This is a genomic window from Paraburkholderia sp. FT54 (assembly GCF_031585635.1).
GTDB lineage: Bacteria > Pseudomonadota > Gammaproteobacteria > Burkholderiales > Burkholderiaceae > Paraburkholderia.
In genome coordinates, this window is the sequence record NZ_CP134197.1 from 183,303 (window position 1) to 204,059 (window position 20,757).

At 59.4% G+C, this 20,757-nt stretch carries 17 protein-coding genes and 4 pseudogenes; 12 read left to right on the top strand and 9 right to left on the bottom strand.

Annotated elements, in window-relative coordinates; all coding sequences use genetic code 11:
* Positions 1 to 29: 29 nt before the first annotated feature.
* Positions 30 to 1,070, top strand: coding sequence for a LacI family DNA-binding transcriptional regulator (locus tag RI103_RS33580; protein ID WP_310819131.1), 1,041 nt, complete (start codon positions 30 to 32; stop codon positions 1,068 to 1,070).
* A gap of 100 nt (positions 1,071 to 1,170) precedes the next feature.
* Here RI103_RS33580 and RI103_RS33585 read toward each other — a convergent pair whose 3' ends face one another.
* Both RI103_RS33585 and RI103_RS33590 read right to left on the bottom strand, forming a co-directional pair.
* Positions 1,171 to 2,358 carry a porin gene (locus tag RI103_RS33585; RefSeq protein ID WP_310819132.1) on the bottom strand — a complete coding sequence of 396 codons (1,188 nt, stop codon included), beginning with the start codon at positions 2,356 to 2,358 and terminating at the stop codon, positions 1,171 to 1,173.
* A gap of 834 nt (positions 2,359 to 3,192) precedes the next feature.
* Positions 3,193 to 3,378 (bottom strand): annotated as a pseudogene (locus tag RI103_RS33590) (integrase); the annotation flags it as partial.
* Between the two features lie 294 nt (positions 3,379 to 3,672).
* Between RI103_RS33590 and RI103_RS33595 the strand changes: the two are divergent.
* The 6 genes and pseudogenes from RI103_RS33595 to RI103_RS33620 all read left to right on the top strand — a co-directional run.
* A complete protein-coding gene (locus RI103_RS33595) occupies positions 3,673 to 4,692 on the top strand; it encodes a zinc-dependent alcohol dehydrogenase family protein (RefSeq protein WP_310819133.1) in 1,020 nt (339 codons plus the stop codon).
* A gap of 7 nt (positions 4,693 to 4,699) precedes the next feature.
* Positions 4,700 to 5,317 (top strand): helix-turn-helix domain-containing protein, encoded by a 618-nt coding sequence (locus RI103_RS33600; RefSeq protein WP_310819134.1) that lies wholly within the window; start codon positions 4,700 to 4,702, stop codon positions 5,315 to 5,317.
* Positions 5,318 to 5,413: 96 nt separating this feature from the next.
* Positions 5,414 to 6,190 (top strand): YciI family protein, encoded by a 777-nt coding sequence (locus tag RI103_RS33605; RefSeq protein WP_310819135.1) that lies wholly within the window; start codon positions 5,414 to 5,416, stop codon positions 6,188 to 6,190.
* Positions 6,191 to 6,453: 263 nt separating this feature from the next.
* Complete coding sequence (locus RI103_RS33610) at positions 6,454 to 7,779, top strand: epoxide hydrolase (RefSeq protein WP_310819136.1); 1,326 nt, start codon at positions 6,454 to 6,456, stop codon at positions 7,777 to 7,779.
* Positions 7,780 to 7,898: 119 nt separating this feature from the next.
* Entirely contained in the window at positions 7,899 to 8,375 is a 477-nt protein-coding gene (locus tag RI103_RS33615; RefSeq protein ID WP_310819137.1) for a hypothetical protein, read from the top strand.
* 55 nt (positions 8,376 to 8,430) lie between these two features.
* Positions 8,431 to 8,544 (top strand): annotated as a pseudogene (locus RI103_RS33620) (IS6 family transposase); the annotation flags it as partial.
* On the opposite strand, the pseudogene RI103_RS39765 reads toward RI103_RS33620, so the two are convergent.
* The 4 genes and pseudogenes from RI103_RS39765 to RI103_RS33635 all read right to left on the bottom strand — a co-directional run.
* Positions 8,535 to 8,873 (bottom strand): annotated as a pseudogene (locus RI103_RS39765) (sensor histidine kinase); the annotation flags it as partial. The pseudogenes RI103_RS33620 and RI103_RS39765 sit on opposite strands and share 10 nt — an antisense overlap.
* The gene (locus RI103_RS33625) at positions 8,874 to 9,929 is read right to left on the bottom strand and encodes an alpha/beta hydrolase (protein ID WP_409077052.1); all 1,056 of its coding nucleotides are present in this window, start codon (positions 9,927 to 9,929) and stop codon (positions 8,874 to 8,876) included.
* 24 nt (positions 9,930 to 9,953) lie between these two features.
* Positions 9,954 to 11,108, bottom strand: a complete 1,155-nt coding sequence (gene yqhD / locus RI103_RS33630) for an alcohol dehydrogenase (protein ID WP_310819138.1) — start codon at positions 11,106 to 11,108, stop codon at positions 9,954 to 9,956.
* Positions 11,109 to 11,205: 97 nt separating this feature from the next.
* Positions 11,206 to 11,952, bottom strand: a complete 747-nt coding sequence (locus tag RI103_RS33635; protein ID WP_310819139.1) for a TetR family transcriptional regulator — start codon at positions 11,950 to 11,952, stop codon at positions 11,206 to 11,208.
* 458 nt (positions 11,953 to 12,410) lie between these two features.
* Here RI103_RS33635 and RI103_RS33640 point away from each other — a divergent pair, with 458 nt between their 5' ends.
* The 3 genes from RI103_RS33640 to RI103_RS33650 all read left to right on the top strand — a co-directional run bounded on the left by RI103_RS33640 (position 12,411) and on the right by RI103_RS33650 (position 14,527).
* Positions 12,411 to 12,713: a putative quinol monooxygenase gene (locus tag RI103_RS33640; RefSeq protein ID WP_310819140.1), complete on the top strand. Its 303-nt coding sequence runs from the start codon at positions 12,411 to 12,413 to the stop codon at positions 12,711 to 12,713.
* Between the two features lie 298 nt (positions 12,714 to 13,011).
* The gene (locus RI103_RS33645) at positions 13,012 to 13,755 is read left to right on the top strand and encodes an SDR family oxidoreductase (RefSeq protein WP_310819141.1); all 744 of its coding nucleotides are present in this window, start codon (positions 13,012 to 13,014) and stop codon (positions 13,753 to 13,755) included.
* Positions 13,756 to 13,774: 19 nt separating this feature from the next.
* Positions 13,775 to 14,527 (top strand): SDR family oxidoreductase, encoded by a 753-nt coding sequence (locus tag RI103_RS33650; protein ID WP_310819142.1) that lies wholly within the window; start codon positions 13,775 to 13,777, stop codon positions 14,525 to 14,527.
* 326 nt (positions 14,528 to 14,853) lie between these two features.
* Here RI103_RS33650 and RI103_RS33655 read toward each other — a convergent pair.
* Together RI103_RS33655 and RI103_RS33660 are read right to left on the bottom strand one after the other, a co-directional pair.
* Positions 14,854 to 16,217, bottom strand: a protein-coding gene (locus RI103_RS33655; protein WP_310812641.1) for an IS3 family transposase whose coding sequence is annotated in 2 segments (ribosomal slippage) — positions 14,854 to 15,755 and positions 15,755 to 16,217 — 1,365 coding nt in all. Because the reading frame shifts where the segments join, the coding sequence is not laid out codon by codon here.
* 290 nt (positions 16,218 to 16,507) lie between these two features.
* Positions 16,508 to 18,421, bottom strand: coding sequence for an SMP-30/gluconolactonase/LRE family protein (locus RI103_RS33660; RefSeq protein ID WP_310819143.1), 1,914 nt, complete (start codon positions 18,419 to 18,421; stop codon positions 16,508 to 16,510).
* Positions 18,422 to 19,245: 824 nt separating this feature from the next.
* On the opposite strand from RI103_RS33660, the pseudogene RI103_RS33665 reads away from it, so the two are divergent.
* Together RI103_RS33665 and RI103_RS33670 are read left to right on the top strand one after the other, a co-directional pair.
* A pseudogene (locus tag RI103_RS33665) lies at positions 19,246 to 19,686 on the top strand (PDDEXK nuclease domain-containing protein); the annotation flags it as partial.
* Positions 19,661 to 20,203: a YSC84-related protein gene (locus RI103_RS33670; protein WP_409077053.1), complete on the top strand. Its 543-nt coding sequence runs from the start codon at positions 19,661 to 19,663 to the stop codon at positions 20,201 to 20,203. The pseudogene RI103_RS33665 and the gene RI103_RS33670, both read left to right, overlap by 26 nt.
* A 281-nt stretch (positions 20,204 to 20,484) precedes the next feature.
* Here RI103_RS33670 and RI103_RS33675 read toward each other — a convergent pair whose 3' ends face one another.
* Positions 20,485 to 20,709 (bottom strand): hypothetical protein, encoded by a 225-nt coding sequence (locus RI103_RS33675; RefSeq protein ID WP_310819144.1) that lies wholly within the window; start codon positions 20,707 to 20,709, stop codon positions 20,485 to 20,487.
* Positions 20,710 to 20,757 lie beyond the last annotated feature (48 nt).

Genomic DNA, 20,757 nt, shown 5'->3' on the forward strand with positions numbered 1-20,757 from the left:
TCAAAAATCTATCAGTGTCGAGGTGCGATATGGCTCATCGCTTTCTCATCAAAGAGATAGCGCTTCAGGCGGGGCTCGGCGTCGCCACGGTCGACCGGGTATTAAATAGTCGCGCCAACGTGAGGGAACATACCCGCAGGCGCGTTGAGCAGGCCATCAGGGAGCTCGAGAAACAGGAACTACAACTGGCAACCACTGGGCGAAAGTTAATTGTTGACGTGGTTGTGGAAGCGCCGGCCCGGTTTGCCGACGAGATAAAGAGCGCGCTTGAAGCAGAGCTGCCCGCGCTACATCCTGCCGTCTTTCGTCCGCGATTTCACATGCGAGAGACGATGACGACGCATGAAGTCCTAGAGGCACTTCATTCGATTGGGCGACGGGGCAGTCATGGAGTGTTTTTGAAGGCGCGCGACGTTCCCGAAATTGCAGAAGCGATAGGCGAGTTGCAACGGAACGGTATTCCTGTCATCACAACATTCACGGATATCCCATTGTCAGGACGCGTTGCATATGCCGGGCTGGACAATCGGGTCGCCGGGGCCACTGCGGCGTATCTCATCACACAGTGGCTGGGCACGCGGCCGGGAAACGTTTTGATAACGATGAGCGACGAACGCTTTCGCGGCGAGGAGGAACGTGAAATAAGCTTTCGGCGCGCATTGAGGGCTCGTCAACCGCAGCTCGCAGTGATTGATGCCAGCGGTGGGCACGGTCTTGACTCACTAACTGAAGAGCGGGTCCTTGACGTCATAAGACCGCACAATAAAATCGATGCGGTTTACTCTATGGGAGGCGGAAACAATGCCATCATCAGGGCAATCGAAGCGAAGCAGCAGTCCCCCGTCCGCTTTATCGGACATGACTTGGACAGGGATAATGTCCGACTTCTGCGAGAAGGAAAGATACACGCAATTCTACATCATGAGCTTCGCCAGGACATGCGCTCGGCATGCCAAAACGTCATGCATTTTCATAAACTCTTGCCGGCGTCGGCCGTATCGCCATCGTCGTCAGTTGTCGTGGTCACGCCGGAGAATATCCCGGAGCATATTGCGAGCCGGTTTCGTTGATGACCGTGTTGACGCCGAAAGTCGGCGCAAGATTCTGCATGCACATCAACCGAGGTTCGGTCCACCGGCGCAGCTTCGAACCTCTCTTTCGTTGGTCCTTTCAAAAGCGGGTGGCTATACCGGTAATAACCCCGAACTGACTTCTTCCGTAGTTTGGATTGGTACTCGTCGGACTGCCATTGACCGGGTCGTTATTGATGTTAGGTCCGTAGAGCCCACTGTCCAAACCGAGATTCGAGGTTGAACTGTTGTGAAGGTAGGCTAGTTCAGTGTAAAGGAGCGTTCGCTTCGACAATGAATAGTTTGCGCCTAACGTGTACAGTGTCCCGTTGCCGTTGCCATGATTGGCGTTTGCGTGATACACGGCACCTGTTACGGCGAGCGCTAAGGTCGTCTGCCAGATTGCACCAAGCCATTCATGATTCACAGTGGTCGGCAATGATGTACCGGCAGGAAGTCCGGGAGCCGTAGCCGTGCCGAAATACCCGGCATTTGATGCGTCCGGTGCGCTCAGATGCTGGTAGCCGAGTACGACCAGAACAGGACCGATTGCGTAAGTGGCGCCCGTGAGAATTGACCGGGAGGCAAGATAGACGTTGCTGAACTGTCCATTCGGGTCGCGGACCTCGTCATAAGTCGCCTGCCAATAAAGGCTGCCCACCTGATACGACAGTTTGATGCCATCAGTACGCCCCTGAGCACTGCCTAGACCGCTCGACGAACCCAACTGACCAGGCGCACTGCCGGGGTTGCCTGCGTTCCACGTGGTCGAGTTTGTCAGGTCATACTGGCCTTGCAGCGTAAAGCCAGCAATTTTAGGAGATAGATATTCGATGCCGTTGGCCGCTTGAGCGAAAATCCGGCCTCGCACCAGCGTCCCGATTGCGTACTTCTTGGTCTCCTGGGGGTCGACATCCCCCGAATACTGGCTGATTTCGGCTGACCCCATATTGCCTAACTTCACCTGACCCCAGGTTTCATTACGCAGACCCACCGTGGCCTGGCCCTCGAAGAAGCTGCCGTTCGAAAATGTACCGTTTTGCGTATTCAGGCGGGACTCGAGCTGGAAGATCGCATCAGTACCGCCTCCCAGGTCCTCGGCTCCTTTAAGACCAAAACGGGACTGGGCCCATCCTCCGCTCTGCGCCCCAAAAACATTGCCTTTAGGTAATCCAGTCTCGTATTGAAGACCGTTATCTACGATGCCGTACAGAGTGACGTTGCTGCTCTGCGCGCTCGCGTATGCGGTCGCTGTCAATGCGATAAGTCCACAAAATACCTTTCTCATATCTCCTCCATTAGTAGTACTACTACTTAACATATTGACTTTGTATATTCACTCGGCCAGGCGAAGAGTGTTAATAATTTTCCGGACGACACGGTACGCGAAGAAACCGCTTCTATAGCGGAAGTTGCGAGTTTCGCAAATTGACTTGTATGTGAAGACAGAGCGGCGAACTCAGCGGCTCAATTGGTGAAAACGTGGAGCGAGTGTATCTTTGCTGAACTCAGCAAGACAGAGCAAAAAAGGGAATCTCTTTCGCGGTTACTGGGAAGGTCAAGGTTGGCCTCCCTCACGGCCGTAGGAATCGCCGCATTTGGTTTCGCTGAAACTGAGCCTCCACCAGTTCGATGCTCGGGAAAAGTAACACCCCGAAGCTAGGCGAAGGCCCTGCGGCAGTCTTCGTGCACGTGACCTTTAAAGGCTGTTCTCGGCTCCCCCTCGAGCGAATAGGTTGGGCCACGGTTCGGGCATCTCGGACAGCCCGACCTGCGGCTGCGCTAATCACGATCGCTTGATGCAACACCTGCGCTAACGATCAACGTTGTTGCTAACCCTATTTCAACTACGCAACTAACCGTCAATTCGCGACGTAGCAGCCGTGCCAATCAACTGCATGCTTTGCAGCGGAGGCGGCACTTTCCAGGCGCGCCGTTCGATGAGCACGGTAGTGCGGCCGCGCGTTCATGGACTGCGCGCATTGCCGTTACACGCTGATACCGCTGGCGACGACGGTATGACGTTCGCCACGCGCCCCGGGCAGGTCGCCTCGATCATGTGCTCCCGAAAATCCTCACCAGTCAATCGAAGTGCGGCTGGAGCACGTCCTCACGGTCGCCTTGTCAGCGACGACAGCGCGCGGCCGCGTTCGACGATCGCCAAGAGCATCAGGCGCTCTGCCTCCTTGCGGTAAGCGCGCTGTGTCGTTGGCGCCTCATGCAGCGAGAGCCGCGCGTGCACGGCCTCGTAGTCGTTGTTCGCGTCGAGTGTGCGGGCGCCGAGCGGCGCGCGGAAGGTCCCGTCGGCAGGGTGATCGCGTGCAGCACGGCGGCGCCCCGTTCGGTACGTTCACTGGCCGGGTGGCTGAACAGTGCGACGAGGTCGGACCGGTGAAGTTCATGCGCAAACGCGGCGAGTTGCCGGCGGATCCGGACAAGGATGCCACGCGCTTGCGCCAGGGGGTAAGCCGTGGGGCTTGCGTGCAAGTTTGATTGTGATCATAATCAAGTTTGGAAATTATGCGTAAGTCCGTAGCCTCGGCATCGCGGCGCGCCCGCGGCGGCATGACTCACATCGCACTTCGAGCGAAGGAGAAAGCACATGAAGGCCCTGATCATCGAACGCAACGGCGAGCCGTCGGAGGTCGTTCACTGGCGTGATTTGCCCGAGCCCACGCCCGGTCCAGCCGAAGTCCGCGTGAGGATGCTGCTGGCGCCCGTGCACCCGTCCGACCTGCACGTTATCCGGGGACGTTTCGCGCGTCAGCGTCAGCCCGAACTGCCTGCTTCTCCCGGGTCCGAGGGCGTCGGGATCATCGACGCCGTGGGCAGCGACGTGCCACGCACGCGGATTGGAGAGCGCGTCGTTTTGCTGAACGTGCCCGGAACCTGGAGAGAGCAGGTCATCAGTCCGGCTGAGCGGGCGATACCTGTGCCGGCGGCGATTTCCGACGAAGACGCCGCGCAGGCTCTCATCAACCCAATGACGGCATGGGCGATGACGATGAGCGAGCATCAGCTCAGACGCGGTGACTGGCTCGTCCAGAGCGCGGCAGGCTCGACGGTCGGTCGTTTCGTGCTGCAGATCGCGAAGGCGCAGGGATTCCGCACCATCAACCTCGTGCGTCGCGCAGAGCAGGTCGCCGAGATTCAGGAGCTTGGCGGTGACGTCGTGCTATGCACCGCCGACGAAAACTGGCCCGAGCAGCTAATGAAGGCCACTGGCGGTACTGGCATCGTGAACGCGATCGACTGCGTCGCCGGCCGCACGGGCGCTACACTCGCCCGCCAGCTTGCTCCGAATGGACGCCTGCTGGTCTATGGAGCCTTGTCGTCGCACCGGCAGAGCGACCCGGCGGCCTTCGAGATGCCGATTTTCGCCCCCGCGCTGATCTATTCGAGTACGGAGGTGCGCGGCTGGCTCATCTTTTCGTGGCTCGCACGCAAGGGCGTGAGTGAAGGCGGCCAGGCGCTGCGCTACCTTCTCGATTGCATGGCCGAGGGTACTTTGAAGCCGCCGGCAGCGCGTTGTTACCACGTCGATCACGCACTCGAAGCCTTCGCGGCCGCCGAGAGCGTTGCACACGACGCCAAACCGCTGCTAGCGTTCGCGCAGCGTTGAGCTTTATTTGCTGTCCTCATTCCTGGAGATCATCGTGGTGTATGTGAAACGCGAGCAATCGGACGAAAACCGCGAAGCGCTGCTGGCCACGGCTAGCCGGCTGTTTCGAGAACGAGGTATCGATGGCGTGGGTGTCGCGGAAATCGCGCGCGAAGCCGGGCTGACACATGGGGCGCTGTATGCGCATTTCCGCTCGAAGGACGATCTGGCGACGGAAGCTTTTTCGCAGGGCCTGGCGCTGAGTCGCGAAGCGTTCCGGGGAAAGGCGGCGCGGCGCAAGCACAGCGTCTCGGGATATCTCGACTATCTGCTTTCGCCGTTAAGACGCGACCAGCCCGGCGTTGGTTGCCCGATGACAGCATCGGCGAGCGAAATCGGGCGGCATGGAAAGGGCATCAGCGCGCGGTTTGCCAAAGGGTTTCAGGACAAGGCGAGCGCATTCGAGACGGTGCTGGACGAAGCGATCCCCGGAGACGAACGGCGCCGCTTGGCGATGACCATCGTCGCAGCGGAAATCGGGGCGATGGCTGTCGCCCGTGCTGTCGCCAAGAGCGATCCTTCGTTGTCCGATGAAATATTGAAGGCGGTGAAGGCGGTGCTGTTGAAAGCATCGGAGACGGCGTAAATCGACCTACGGATCAATATCATGTCACAAGATCTGTCACGCCGACGTTTTCTCGTATCCGCCGCCGCAGGCGTCGCAAGCCTCGCGCTTGCCGACATGCCGGTGACCCTGGCAGCATCCTCGTCCTCCAGAGGCGCAGCCGTGCAAGGGGCTCCACTTCCCACGCTTTCCGAGGTTATAGCGGGGCGAGCAGGCTCGATGAAAGTCGTGAACTACGCCACGTACGTCCAGGACCGCCGCAGGGTGGACGCGTCCCGAGCCGAACATCAGGCTTATGCGGATGCGCTTCGCGAGCACGACAGGCTGGTGATGGGAGGTCCGTTGCTCGGCGACGACGGCCGGCCCCGCGGTGTGCTGCTGGTTTATGAGGTTGCGTCGAAAGAGGAAGCCGAAACGTTGGCGCAAAGAGATCCGTTCGTGCTGAATAGTGCGATTGCGGACTATCGCCTGTCGGGATGGACCGTGCGGAGCAGCAATGTTGAGTCGCTCGCTGCCGCGCTCGTCGCGACGGATCAGCGTATCGCGCTCAAAGAACCGCGTGCATCTGGCGCTATGCCATTGGATTCGGGAGTGCACCCCGCGCGAACCTATGTTAATTACGCGAAGTACGTTTCCGACCGCGCGCGCATCGAGCGCGTAGGGCCAGCGCACCGGTCGTATGCACGGACGATCACGGCGAACGGCGAGCTGATCATGGCGGGTCCTTTCGCAGACGACGCGGGCGCGCTGTTCATTTATCGGGCACAGTCAAAAGACGAAGCGTTGGCGCTGGTACGGAAGGACCCGTACCACACCGAAGGCGTGTTCGAGACGTGCGCGCTTTCCGAGTGGCGGTTGTTCGGGTTGAACGCGAGCTTGATTCAGGGCCACTGAGGCGTCGCCGCTTGCCGGTCGGTTTTTACGCAGACCGTTGCTGCGGCGCAGACCAGCTTTAATGTATCCATGACAATTATTTGATTGTATTGAGCGCCGGCCATAGTATCGGCGAGACAGTAGCTCGTCACGCAAGCCCCGTTAAACGTCGGCTCGCAATGCTTGAGTCTTTCAACGGGCGAATATATCTACGCTACGGGCGGGCGCCTAGAACGCAACGCCGTCATATGTTTAGTTATATTAAATGTTTATAGGAAATTTGCGTGTTAAACGATATCGATCCTCATACGCCGTCACGTCGGCGTTTTCTTGGTGCGGCGGCGGCGTCGGTTGCTTCGGCTTCATTGAGCCAGCTTGCTTTCGCGGAAACAGGTCAATCTGTCACGGATGTCGCGCAACCCGCAGGCGACGACAAGACCGCAATTCGCGCACTGCGTGTGCATGTGCCGGAGTCGCAACTTGTCGATTTACGCAGACGAATCAAATCGACGCGATGGCCGGAACGGGAGACGGTCACCGATTCGTCGCAAGGCGTACAGCTTGCGACGATGCAAAAGCTTGCGCAGTATTGGTCGACACACTATGACTGGCGCAAGGTCGAAGCGAGGCTGAACGCGTTACCGCAGTTCGTCACAGAAATTGACGGGCTCGACATCCACTTCATACACGTTCGTTCGAAACATCAGAACGCGTTGCCAATCATCGTCACGCACGGATGGCCTGGATCGATCGTCGAGCAGTTGAAAATCATTGGTCCGCTGTCCAATCCAACGGCGCACGGTGCGAATGCATCGGATGCTTTCGATATCGTGATTCCGTCGCTGCCGGGATACGGTTTTTCAGGCAAACCGACCGAAACGGGTTGGGATCCCGCACGCATCGCACGCGCGTGGATCGTCCTGATGCAACGCCTCGGATACACACGGTACGTAGCTCAAGGCGGCGACTGGGGCAATGCGGTCACGGAGCAGATGGCGATCATCGCGCCGCCAGGACTGCTTGGCATTCACACCAACATGCCCGCCACCGTACCGGACGACATTGCCGATGCGCTCAAATACGGCAACCCACCGCCGGCTGGTCTCTCTCCCGATGAAAAGCATGCGTTCGATCAACTCGACAACTTCTACAAACACGGTCTTGGCTATGCGCAGGAAATGGCAAACCGTCCGCAGACGCTTTACGGAATCGAGGATTCGCCGATCGGGCTCGCTGCTTGGATGCTCGATCACGACGCCGCGAGTCAGGCGATGATCGCGCGCGTGTTCGACGGTCAGACCGAGGGCTTGACGCGAGACGACGTGCTCGACAATGTCACGCTCTATTGGTGGACGAACACGGGCGTTTCATCTGCACGGCTCTATTGGGAAAACAAGCTCAACTTCTTTGCGCCGAAGCACGTTGGTATTCCTGTCGCCGTGAGTGTTTTTCCCGATGAGATCTACGCGGCGCCGCAGAGTTGGGCGGAGAAGGCGTATCCGAAACTGATTCACTACAACCGGCTTCCGAAAGGCGGGCATTTTGCGGCCTGGGAACAGCCGCAAGCCTTCACGGAAGAAATTCGTTTGAGCTTCAGGACGTTGCGCTAACGTCGACGATGCGAATGACGCCGCCACGACGCCACTCGCATCGTCAGCGCATGCGCGGTCTGCTTAGGCGCATTGGTTCAACCGTACGCACACACAAGGCCTTAACGAAGGAACTCACCATGTCGACGATCCGCTTTCAGTACAAGACTTCTTCGACGCCCGAACAGTTTGTCGCCGGGCTCACCGACTTCGGGGCCGGCCGCTCGAAACTCTTCAGCAATAGCGCCGAAGCGTATATGAAAGTACATCAGTGTGGTATCTCTATGGCCGACGTCACGGAGGGCTCGAGTGGCATCTGGGAACGCCTGCACTACGACTGGTCCGATCCCTGTCGTGTTGTCATGACGACGACCGACTCCAACGTGTGGGGAGGGCAGTCCGGCCATATCTACACTTTCACGCGTCTGCCCGACGGTCTCACCATGCTTGACGCGGTCGTGGTGCGCGAAGGCAAGAACATGAAAGGACGGGTGCTTGCGCTCGTGCTCGCGACCGTCGGCAGAAGCGTTCTGGCCAAGGCGCTTGCAAACAGCATCACGGCCATAGAAGCCCGGAACGGCGTAGCGAAAAAGATATGCGCATCCTGCGCCGGTTGAATCTGCAATTACGCATCGGGACTTCGAACTCAGCGAAGCGTAAGACTTGAACAAGATGGCCGAACGTGGGATCGCGGTCGATCATTCGACCGTCGATCGTTGGGCGCTCAAGCTGTTGCCGGTACTGGAGAAAGCGTTTCGCCGCTGCAAGCGGCCAGTTAGCGATTCCAGATACGATGCAGTCACCTGAATCGCCTGGAAAGGGTTGCGCATGTCGTGCCCCAGCATGCCAAGCAGGAGGTTACGACCTGCGCGCTGAAAAAGTGCGACCGATTCGGCGAGTGCCTGATCGATCGCTTCGTTGAAGCGAATGACGTCCTCCATATGAGGCGCTTCGGGTTGGCCATCGTCCATCCACAAGCGAAGCACGCTTGCACGAAGTGCGTGATATTCGGCGGCGATCTGGTTGATATCGAAACCGGCCCGTGCTCGCAGAAGGGCATGCGTTTGCGCAGCGGTTTCAGTCGCATCAACCAGAACGGGGCCTCGTCTCAATGATCAATGGCCGAGGTGCTTGTCGAAGAATTGAGTGATTTCTGCGAATGCCGCTTTGTCCTCGGGCACGCGATCATCCATCTGGTACTGAGCGTGCGACATTCCGTCGAAGACCTCGAGTTGTGCATCGACGCCTGACTGCTGAAGCTTCTGGTGCACACGGACCGTGTTACTGAGCAGCAAGTCGCGTGTTCCCGTGGTCAGAATCGCCGGCGGAAAGCCATGCATGTCTCCGTAGACGGGTGAGAGCAGCGGGTCCTTCAGATCATGACCATGCGCGTAGACCTCTGCCGCGGCATGGCAGAACCCATTGGGCGACACCAGGACGTTGTCGACCTTTTCGTTCGTGTAGAACGAGTCGCCAGTCTTCGTCAGGTCGGACATCGGCGTACCGGGAGCGATCGCACCCGGCATTTTCAGCCCTTCCTGCTTCGCGCGCAGCATCAGTTCGAGCACGAGCGCGCCGCCGGCCGAGGTCCCGAAAACGCCCACATTCTTTGGGTCGTTCGTCTGGAGCACCGACTTATACACAGTCTCGACGTCGTCGAGCGCCGCAGGGAAATAAGCCTCGGGCGGCATGCGGTAGTCGACCGAAATGACCTTGTAGTGTCCAAGACCCGCCATGATGATGGCCTCGCCCGTGCCCGACTCGCCAGGGTAAAGCTCATAGCAGCCGCCATGGATATGAACCAGCACCTTGTCGCGATGTTCGGGCGGAATATGGTTGGGCGTCACGATGTGCACCCTCACGCCGTTGATCGTCGATGCCTGCACCGTCACGTCCAGACGCTCGCGCATGGCCGGGAGCGTTTGCATGACCTTCGCGGCCTGTGCGTCGGCAGCCGTTCTCCATTGCTCGCCCGTCGTCCACAAGACATTCCAGGCGGGGTTCAGTGGCGCCGCGATCAGCTTTTGCAATTGGGGGCTGACTTCCGTCGGCACCGGAATGGTCTTCGCGGGCGCCTGGCGCGGCGCGAGCGTACCGTCGTCCGCAAGCGCCGCGCCGGAAACCGAGGCGAAGGCGGCGCATGCGAGCAGGAGGAATTGAGTTAGCTTCATCGTAGAACTGTCTCCGGTTCTGGCTTAAACGGCCACCTGATAGACCTTGCGGCTGACTTCCGGCGTGACGTCGCCGTGCTCGCCAAGTGCCGTCATCCCGTGCTCCGTCAGTTTCGCGATCAGCGTTTCGATGGAAGCGCCGCCGATCTGGTAGTCGCGCAGGCGGGTTCCGACGGTCATTCTCTCGAAGAACACGCGGGTTGCCGTGATCGCCGCGTTGATGCGTTCGTCCTCGCTGCCCTCGGTGATGTTCCAGACGCGCTCGGCGTATTGCAGCAACTTCCCGCGCTTCTGTTCCTTGCGCACTGTCAGCATCGCCGGCAGCACGATGGCGAGCGTTTGCGCGTGGTCGAGTCCGTGCAACGCGGTGATCTCGTGGCCGAGCATGTGGGTCGCCCAGTCCTGCGGCACGCCCGCGCCGATGAGCCCGTTCAGCGCCAGCGTCGCCGTCCACATCAGGTTGGCGCGCACCGCGTAGTTGTGCGGCTCGGCAAGCGCTTGCGGGCCGACTTCGGTCAGCGTGATCAGCAGGCCTTCGGCGAAACGGTCCTGCACTTTTGCATCGACCGGGTAGGTCAGGTATTGCTCGACGATATGAACGAACGCATCGACCACACCGTTGGCAATCTGCCGCTGCGGCAACGAATAGGTCGTCGTCGGATCGAGCACCGAGAAGAGCGGATAGGTCGCATCGCTCGTGAAGAACAGCTTGTCGCCCTTCGCGCGGTAGCTGATGACGCTGCCATTGTTCATTTCCGAACCGGTCGCTGGCAGTGTCAGCACGCTGCCGAACGGCACCGCATCGCGCACCGGGGCCTGCTTGGCCAGAATGTCCCACGGCTCGCCGTCAAACTTCATCGCCGCCGCGATGAACTTCGTCCCGTCGATCACCGAGCCGCCGCCCACCGCCAGCAAGAAGTCGATGTTCCGCTCGCGTGCGACAGTAACGGCTTGCATCAAGGTTTCGTAGGTAGGATTGGGTTCGATACCTTCGAATACGAACGAGGCACGCTCGCCGAGCGCCGCCTGCACTTGCGCGAGCACACCGTTGCTCTTGATGCTGCCGCCGCCACACGTGATCAGCACGCGCGCGTTGCGCGGCACATTCGCGTCGAGCGCGGCAATCTGGCCTTCGCCGAAAATAATCTTCGTGGGGTTTTGAAACGTAAAGTTTTGCATGGAATGTCTGTCCTGTAATTTAGATGACCGGTCGTCTTAAACTTGATGAAAGAATGCGACAGGTCGAGACACAAGGGCGATCAAGAGGTTTGAGACCTTAGCGGGCGGATCTGAAGAACAGATCGAACATCAGGTGCACGCAGGCTTTCAGCGGTTCGATCGAGTCTTCCAGTTTCATGCGCAACAGGCTGCCTTCCCACGCGTTCCAGAAGAAGTCCGCCAGCGCATCTGCGGACAGATCGTCGCGCACCGAGCCGTATTTCTGGCCGCGGCGAAGGTACTCCGCAAAGCCTACGCGCCATTCGTCGACTGTCTGGCGCGCGGTCGTCCGGCAAAGCTCGCTCGACTGCGCGATTTCACCGGCGAAGTTGCCCAGCAAGCATCCGTAGCGGTCGTCGCATGCCTCGTAGTCAGCGACGATCCGCTCATAGATCGTGCGAAGCGCCAGCAGCGGGTCGGGTGAATCCGCTTCGCGCGAATACTGCTGCCATTCGGCCGCCTGTAAGTCCGCATAGTGGCGCAGGATCGCTGCACCGAATGCTTCCTTGCTGTCGAAGTAGTTGTAGAACGAACCTTTGGGTACGCCGGCGCGTTCGACGATATCTTTCACGCCAGTGCCGTGAAAGCCCTTTTCGGCGAATAGCGTGACCCCTGCTTCAAGCAGTTTATCGGGAAAGTTTTCTGTACGGCGAGTGCTCATGCCGAGGATTGTATGACCGGTCGTCTCAATGGCGCAACCCGGAGGGCGAGTCGGGATGCCTGTCTCTGTGGCCCACAAGCTACCTGGCAGGGGAAAGCGAGTGCGGAGCGACTGCCCGCGGATACCCGGCAGCAGCGACCACATGTCGCATGTCGCCGGTTGCCACGCGTTGCGCGGCTTCGGCGAGCGCGTTGGGCGGCACTGCAGGAGCGATGCGGCGCGGGCTCCTGGAGAACTGGTCGACGCGCTGCCCGCGATGGTGATCGATACGCTGCGGGAGCGGTTGCGACGCATTCGCGCAGCAGTGCGACCTGCGTGCGGTCATCGCCTTCAACGAATCGCATCATGCGTCACCCGCTCTCAGTGCGTTGATTCAGTTTGGGCGATCAGTGGGTTATCACCCGCTCCGGGTTGGCCACAAAGTACGGCAGATTCAAACGCAAGTCACAACCCCCCGGTCTGCAGGCTGACACTCGATTGTAAAGAACGCGTTGTTGCGCGACGCAGCCGACGTGGGTGCCACCCTCGTGACAGGCTCGCACATCGGGCATGGTTGCCGATATGGCGCTACACTCGTCCCCCTTTGCCAAGGAGAACACCGCATGTCATCGGAAATTCGTGTAGTCGCAGTCGTTCAAGGTAAACCGGGTACTGCTGACGCGATCGAGCAGGCGCTATTGCGCTGTGTGGCGCCGAGTCGTGCCGAGACGGGCTGCCTGCTCTATACGCCGCACCGCGACCTCGATCGCGCCGAGCGTTTCGTCTTCTTCGAGCGCTGGGCAAGCCGCGCAGCGCTCGCCGAGCACGAGCGCACCGAGCACTTCAAGGAACTGGTTCGCGAACTGACGCCGCTGGTCGCACAGCCGCTCGACGTGACGATACTCGATGCGCTACTCGATGATTGAGCATGTTCCATCGCCCGAGTGATTGGCTCGTTGGACACCTCGACGAGTCTCCAGCTCAACACGACTAAGCGCGCCGGTGGACTTTCGCGGTCGCGGTGACAAGGCTCACGTCATCCTGGTCCACCGAATGCGATGATCTCGAGACATGTACTCTCCGCGTGGCGCCTTCAACGCGATTGCCGCAAATCTCGTACACTCGGACGCCACCGCGGTAGCGCATCGATCTGTGGTTCGGCAGCACATGCTGCGTTACGTTGGGCGCCACCGCGTGGACCGCTCTCTCACGGAAACTTCAAGCATGGTTAACAATCAATCTACCAGCATTACTCTTCAACAAAGCCGGGTCGTGGTGGCCGGGGGCACGTCAGGAATTGGCTTTGCCGTAGCCGAAGCCGCGGCGCATGCCGGAGCCGAAGTGATCATCGCCTCGAGCAGGCCGGAGCGCGTCGCGGCCGCGCTTGAGCGCCTGCCTCAAGGCACGCGCGGCGAGTCACTCGACTTTACCGACGAGGAGCAAGTGCGCGCGTTTTTCGCACGCATCGGTGCGCTAGACCACCTCGTCTACACGGCCGGGGAATCATTGTTGCTGCAAACCCTCGCTGAGCTTAGCATCGAAGCCGCGCAGCGGGCCTTCGAGGTACGCTATTGGGGTGCGCTCAAGGCCGTCAAATATGCGGCTCCCCTCATTCGTGCGGGCGGCTCCATCACCCTGACGAGCGGAGTGGCTTCGTCGCGTCCCTTGCCTGCGTGGACGATCCCGTCCAGTATCCTCGGGGCCATCGAGTCGCTCACACGGACACTGGCCGTCGAGCTTGCGCCGCTGCGTGTGAATGCCGTGGCGCCTGGCGTCTTGCGTACCGCGCTGTGGGACAACATGAGCGAAGCCGATCGCGAAGGTCTGTACGACCATATCGCCGGGAAGATGCCGGTACAGCGGGTCGGGGAGGCGAGCGACGTCGCGCAAACGTATCTTTACCTGATGCAGCAGGGCTTTAGCACGGGGCAGGTCATCGTTGTCGACGGTGGTCACGTGCTGGTCTGACGGTCCCGGAGGCAAAAACATGAGTTTCGATTTCAACGGTAAACGCGTCGTCGTCGCCGGGGGCTCGCGCGGTATCGGCCGCAGCATCGCGCTCGGGTTCGCGCAGGCAGGCGCCGCCGTGTCCGTCTGTGCGCGCAACCTGGAAGGATTGAAAGCGGTCGAGGCCGAGTTGTCCGTCTATGACCGTCCGGTCCATACCGCAGCTTGCGATCTCGCTGACGGCGAGGCGATCACCGCTTACATTGCGAGCGCCGGCAATGCGCTCGGCGGTATCGACATTTTGATCAACAACGCGTCCGGTTTCGGGGGCGGGGATACCGAAGCCGGATGGGAGGCCGGCATCCAGGTCGACCTCATGGCAACAGTGCGCGCGGGTCATGCCGCGCTTCCATTCCTGCGACAGTCGGCCAACGCTGCGATCGTCAACGTGACGTCCATCTCGGCGCTGCGTCCGTCGGCACGCACCCAGTCTTACGCGGCGATCAAGGCAGCGGTCGTGCACTACACGGCTTCCCATGCATTGACACTCGCGCCGGATCGGATTCGTGTCAACTCGGTTGCGCCAGGTTCGATCGAGTTTCCCGGTGGAGCGTGGGAGCAGCGCAAGACTTCCGATCCCGAGTTGTATGAGCGGATCCAGCGTTCGGTTCCGTTCGGCCGGCTCGGGACACCCGCGGAGGTCGCGAGCGCGGTGCTGTTTCTCGCCAGCTCGCACGCGGGCTGGATCACCGGCCAGACCTTGGTGGTCGATGGCGGCCAGGTGCTGACATAAGCGCCAAGGATGTGTCGCAATAAGAGATGGACGGTAGAATTCCGGCGATACAAAGTCGCCGATGGGAGAATCGATGAAGACGCTGGACCGGGCGTTGGCCAAGGTACTGAAACGCTTGCACTATCATCCCGTTCGTCCCTCGATTCTTATCGCGACAAAACCAGATCAAGTCGTATGGATAAGCCATGGGATCCCCGATTCGTTAGCCGTTAAGCATAAGACGATCAGGGGCGACGAAGTGTTAAGGATGGCCAGGCGGTAGATACGAAAAAGCCCAGCGGATCAGGCCGGGCTGAACTGACCCCGCAAAGTTGGACAGTTTGAGTTCAGGTTTGAGCGGGCTGGGTTCTGTACATCACAGGACTCAGCCCGTTCAGTTTGAGCTTGATGCGTTTGTGGTTGTAGTAGTGAATGTATTGTCTGATGCCAGCCTTCAACTCGTCGATACTTTCAAACCTGCTCAGCCGGAAGAACTCCGCCTTGAGCGTGCCAAAGAAGCTTTCCATTGCCGCATTGTCGTAGCAGTTTGCCTTGCGCGACATGCTCTGCGTCAGGCCGTGTTGATCCAGCAGCCTCCGGTAAGCAGGCATCTGGTACTGCCAGCCCTGGTCTGAATGCAGCAGCGGGGTCTCCTGGGGACCAAGCTTTGCCAGCGCTTTTTTTAGCATGCTGCTGACCAGATCGAAGACCGGTCGGGTGTTCATCTGATAAGCCACGATCTCGCCGTTATACAGATCCATGATCGGCGAGAGATACAGCTTCTGACCCAGCACGTTGAACTCCGTCACGTCCGTCACCCACTTCTGATTGGGCTGCTGTGCGCTGAACTCGCGGTTTAACAGGTTCGGCGCAATACGGCCGACTTCGCCGCGCCATGAGCGGTATTTCTTCGCGCGCACCAGCGATTTCAGTTTCAGTTCTCCCATCAGACGTTGCACCGTCTTGTGGTTCACGCTCGGGCCTGCCTGCCGGATCGCCGCCGTGATGCGCCGGTAGCCATAACGGCCCTTGTGGCGTTCATACACAGTCTTGATGCGGGTTTTGAGGTCCTTGTGCCGCTCACCGGCATCCGGCACGCTCAACTGGTAATAGAACGTGCTGCGCGCCAGACCCGCTGCCTTCAGCAAAGCGGGCATCGGGTGGTGCTGCCGGAGCTCCTGCACTATTTGCGCTTTTTCTTCTGCACGCCCTGCTTCTTTGCCTGAAGCAGGGCATCGAGCTTTTTTAGATAGGCCACCTCCGCGCGCAGGTACTCGTTTTCCTTGAGCAACTGCTCACGCGTGCGCTTATCTGGCGCACTGTCTTCGGTCGGCTTTTCAGGAACTGGCTGGGTCATGGTTTTGCGGCGCCATCGTGGACGAGGCGCCAGTGCGTCGATACCGCCTTCATGATACCGGCGTTCCCATTGCGCTATGCAGCCCGGACTGCGGATGTCGAACACCGCAGCCACCTGCCGGTATGGCAAATCCTTCTGCCACATGTGCATGAGTACCGACATCCTGAACTGCGCGTCATAGTGACTGAATTTCTTGCGCAGTCCGTCCCGTCCATGTTGCTCGTAGGCCGAAATCCACAGCTGTAAAACCGAGCGACTCACTCCATACCGCTTTGCAAGTACCTCGACACCAGCCGAACCGGCCACGTACTGCTTCACCAGCTTCAGCTTTAACTGCTCACTGTACTTCGTCATGAAAAACACCCCAAAAGGTTGGATCGGTGTCCAACTTTTGGGGTGCAGTTCAGGCTTTAAATTTCTTATCGCCGCTTTGCTTCCTCGAACTGGACAACCGCCTCGCTCATCACCTCTGGGACAATGGTGACAACTATGGATGATCGTCAGTCCAATTCCGGCAGTTGATGTGCGCAGTAGGTATGACCGGCGTAATTTTTCCGGTCGAACGCTGCCTGTGGAAAGAAACAACGTCAATGAGTCGACATGACGGGAGGTGCTCGAGGCGTAGCCGCGACGAGCACTGTTGATCAGGGTGTCCAGCGATAAATGATGACGCTGGTCCCATTGTAGTTATCCTTCGTGATCACGTACTCCCCGGTCGACCGACGATACGATCTAAGGCCGTACATCGAATCCACGTCATTGCCGACGTACACGGTGTTGGGATTGCTGTTGATCAACGTGGTGTCCAGGCTGCCTGTGGTCAGATTGAAGGCATCGATGTTGGGCACGGTGTGTACATATCCGACGAAGAGATAGTTGCCGGCCGCCGTGATCGACTTGGGATTGGCGCTGGTGAGGTTGATCACCGGATTGGGAGCGGTCGTGTTGCCTGCGAGCCAGCCGTGATACACCTCGATCCGCGTTCCGATCGACGTCCAGTCCGTGCTCCCGACGATTCCCTGTGCCAGGATCATCGTGTCGCTTTCCGGCAGGTAGATGATCCGCGTCAATGGCATGATCGTGCCCGGAATGGGCGTGGCAATTCCTGCTCCCCAACTCGGCTGACCGTTGGCATCGAAACCGGTCAGCGGATAGTGCCAGATGGCATTCGTCTTGTCCAAACCGGCCCAGACTTCCCCTTTGCTGTCAAGGCAGAATCCGTCCCTGACCGGTGCTGTCGTCTTGAACGCCGTACCTGGAAGCGTGGCGTCCGGTATGGCGATGTAACCATTCGCCGCATTGAAGTGGAAGAAGTAGAAGGTATCGGGATTCTGGCCCGACGCCACGAGGATCCGGTTGGCGCCGACATTGGCAAGTTGACCGAAGTGCTCATCCCGTGAGCGATCGTTGATGTTGATGCGTGGATCGGATGGATAGTCGATCGGATCGACAGTGTTCGCTACGAAGGTTCCCCCCGCAGTGCCGCTGTAGATGTTGGTGCCGCCATAGAAGTACGTGCCGTCAGTACCCGGGTCCGGAGCGGCGACCCCCTCGAAGTTGAGAGACTGAAGCTTCCATTGCAGGTGGCCAAAACTGTCGTAGGAGTGAATGTCGGTGCCGCCGTCGCGGCCGAGATCCCAGCTTCCGCCCCACGGGTTGTTGAGCACATAGAGGTTGCCTGCGGTGTCCTTGCCGATACCAGTGACGCGGGTGAAGCGCTTGTCTCCAACCTGTCCTTTGATTCCGGTCGTGGTGTCGAGATATCCCCCCTGAACGCCAAATGTACTGACCAGAAATGGAATGCCCAAAATGTTATAGGACTTGATGTTCATGTCGGGGCCCTCGTCGCCGATCATGAGACATCCGGTCGACGAATCGAAATACAGCGAGGACGGTCGAGAGGCGACGGACATCTGGATCGTGTTCACGAGCACGCCGGCCGGATTGAACTCGAGGATCGCGCCCGTACTTTTCTGCGCAACCCAGATGTTGCCTGCGCTGTCCACTGCGAGTGCGCCAGGGCCTGAGACGGCGATATCCTGCCGCCAGACGCCGTCCGTGGTGTAGACGCGGACGCGATTTCCAGGAAAGTCGCTTGCATACAGGAGCGAGCCCGACGTCGCGAGTCCTGTGATTACATCAGCCCGCGGCTCAGTCGTTGTCGCGCTGACCGAGATGAGAAGATTGCGAGTATGGCTGGTTCGGTCGTACCGCCCCACCGTGCCGCTGCCGTATGTGGCATTGAATTGCAAGGCAGCGAAGATTGAAGTTGCATTTCCCGTAATGGCGCTGCCCTGAAACTCGCCGTGACCTCCTAAGGACCCCAGGCTTTGGCCGTTCTGGTATATCGCGATACCACCCTCGTTTTCGTCCCACATGGAAGCCGTGTAGATGACACCCTCGGGCGCTATCCACATGGAGCGCGCAACGCTACCCACGCGGGTAACGTTGGTCCCAGATGTATTCGCCACCCAGTCGGTGGTGTACTGTCCCTGGCACTCCGGCGCAATCATAGCGATCAGCAGTGCGGCGAGGAACGTGGCATAGATTCGTTTCATGATCGTGAAGCGTGCCCTCCTGTGGCACCTGAATTGGGGATTGCGGTTTGACTCGTGCTCACAGCGTTGACAACCTGGTGGGCTTTACAGGGGGACCGACTGATGGTTTCTGTGGTTGCCTTCCTTGCCGTGCTGGTACGCGCGCTATGGGCTGGAAGATTCTTCGATCGGGAAGGGGGGCGTCTTCGAAGCGTGCCCGGCGCCGTTCGCCTGTTCGGCGAGTGGCGTTTCGCAGGAAACTGTCCTTGTCCACTCGCCGCTCCAGCAAGTGTCGCGTCTGTCCAACTCAACGCTGCGTTCGAACCGTATAACGGCGTGGCGCGGAAAAGGTTGAGCTGTTCGCGTTTCCAGTACAGGCAAACGGCGCTAGACACCAGCCCGGGCAGCGCTGTCAGCCGGTCCATGAGGTGGATGAGCGTTCAAGTGCCAACTGGCGGTTCGGAGTGGCAAGCGTGGCCCCGCGAGCGCGGTGACTTCTCGGGGGGCGATGGTGCGGTAGGTGCCGACTACCGAAATTCGTCGCTGAGGGGCGTCTGACCGGACTCGGCCGGCTGCCGATCAGACATGCCTTTTGCAAATCCTCCGGGCTCGTCACAATGCGGGACGTCTGACTCTCTTGCCGCCCGACATGCATTCAACGGGCCCAGGTCCGTACTATTCGGAAAAGCGGAGTGGCAATCTCTTTTCTTCTTCATCGAGCGGCGAGTCGCGAACCAGCGGACGTACGCGACTCATGTCAAACGTTGAACGGCTGCTTCGGAGGGGACTGACTGGCCGGAGTGGGTCTGGTGCGGTCCTCTGCGCGATGCGCGGCTCGCGAGTTCAGGTCTTGCTATGAAACAGAGGCGTTGCGCGAAGGCTGGTCGGTGCGCCAGCTTGACCGCCAGATCGGTAGCCAGCTTTACGAGCGGCTGGCGCTGTCGCGCAACAAGGCGGCCCTGCTCAGGAAAGCCGCTGATGTCCAGCCGGGTGATCTTCTTACGCCAGAGGAGGCAATTCGCGACCCGTTCGTACTCGAGTTTCTCGACATCAAGGACGAGTACTCGGAGTCGGACCTTGAGGAAGCGCTGATCCAGCATCTGGCGGATTTCCTGCTGGAGCTTGGCGACGACTTCGCTTTCGTCGGCCGGCAGCGTCGCCTGAGAATCGACGACACATGGTTCAGGGTCGATCTGGTGTTTTTCCATCGACGGTTGAGATGCCTGGTCATCATTGATCTCAAGGTCGGCCGCTTCAGCTATGCGGACGCCGGGCAGATGCATCTCCCTGGGGTCGGTAAGCGATGCCATTGCCAACGAGTCCAACGATTCGAAGCAGCGGGCGATCGATGCAAAGGTCCATGGGACCCTGTCGAAGCTGTACGCGAACGTCAGGGGTTCCCGGGAATTGGTCGGCAAGGCGAACGGTGTGCTCGTGTTCCCATCGGTGATCAAGGTTGGCTTCGTCGCCGGTGGCGAGTACGGCGAAGGCGCATTGCGCGTAGGCGGGAGATCCGTTGATTACTACAGCACGGTATCCGGGTCATTTGGCATGCAGGCAGGGGCTCAATCGAAGGCCGTTATCTTCCTGTTCATGACCCGTGATGCGCTCAACAGCTTTCGCCGTTCCAAAGGCTGGTCGGTCGGTGGAGAAGGGTCAGTCGCGCTCTTGAAGATCGGTGCGAACGGCGCGATCGATACGACAACGGCAACCGCACCAGTCAATGCGATCGTGCTGACCAATGCCGGTCTGATGGGAGATGTGTCACTCTCGGGAACCAAGGTCTCGCGACTCAAAATTTGAGTGCGGCGGTGGCCGCGTTCGTTTTGCGAGGCTTCGGGTGGATTCGTGAGCCGAATGGCGGTTTGCGGGTGCACACGCGATGCTTGAGCGTCGAGGCGACTGTAGATTCGATGCCCCTTTGTGGCCGCACCCAACCCGGTCAGCCTACCGAAAGTCAAGACCGGCCGCTATCGGATCCACAAGAGCCATTGAAGATCGTAGACTGTTGGCCGTCGCCGACTTCTCGGCCGTGACGGCCCTTGAGTGGCCGAGCATGCTACCGTTCTTGAACGTAGAGAATATTAGGAACCCTGAAGTACTGGCACTGCACAAAGAGCATGAGCATGAGCATGAGCATGGTCGTGAGGGTCCATCGTGGCGACGACCGTGGCAATGACCGTTGCCGTTCCTGTCACGGTGGTCTTGTCTGTTTCTTTTGTGATCTCCGCAGACGTCTGTGGCCGGTCGAATGCCGGGCCGGTCATCATGCCGACGGCGGCCGCCACAAGGAAATACTGGATCTTCATTGCCGTGCTCTTTGCATGGATGCTCGCTCACCATTACTGGGGAAACAT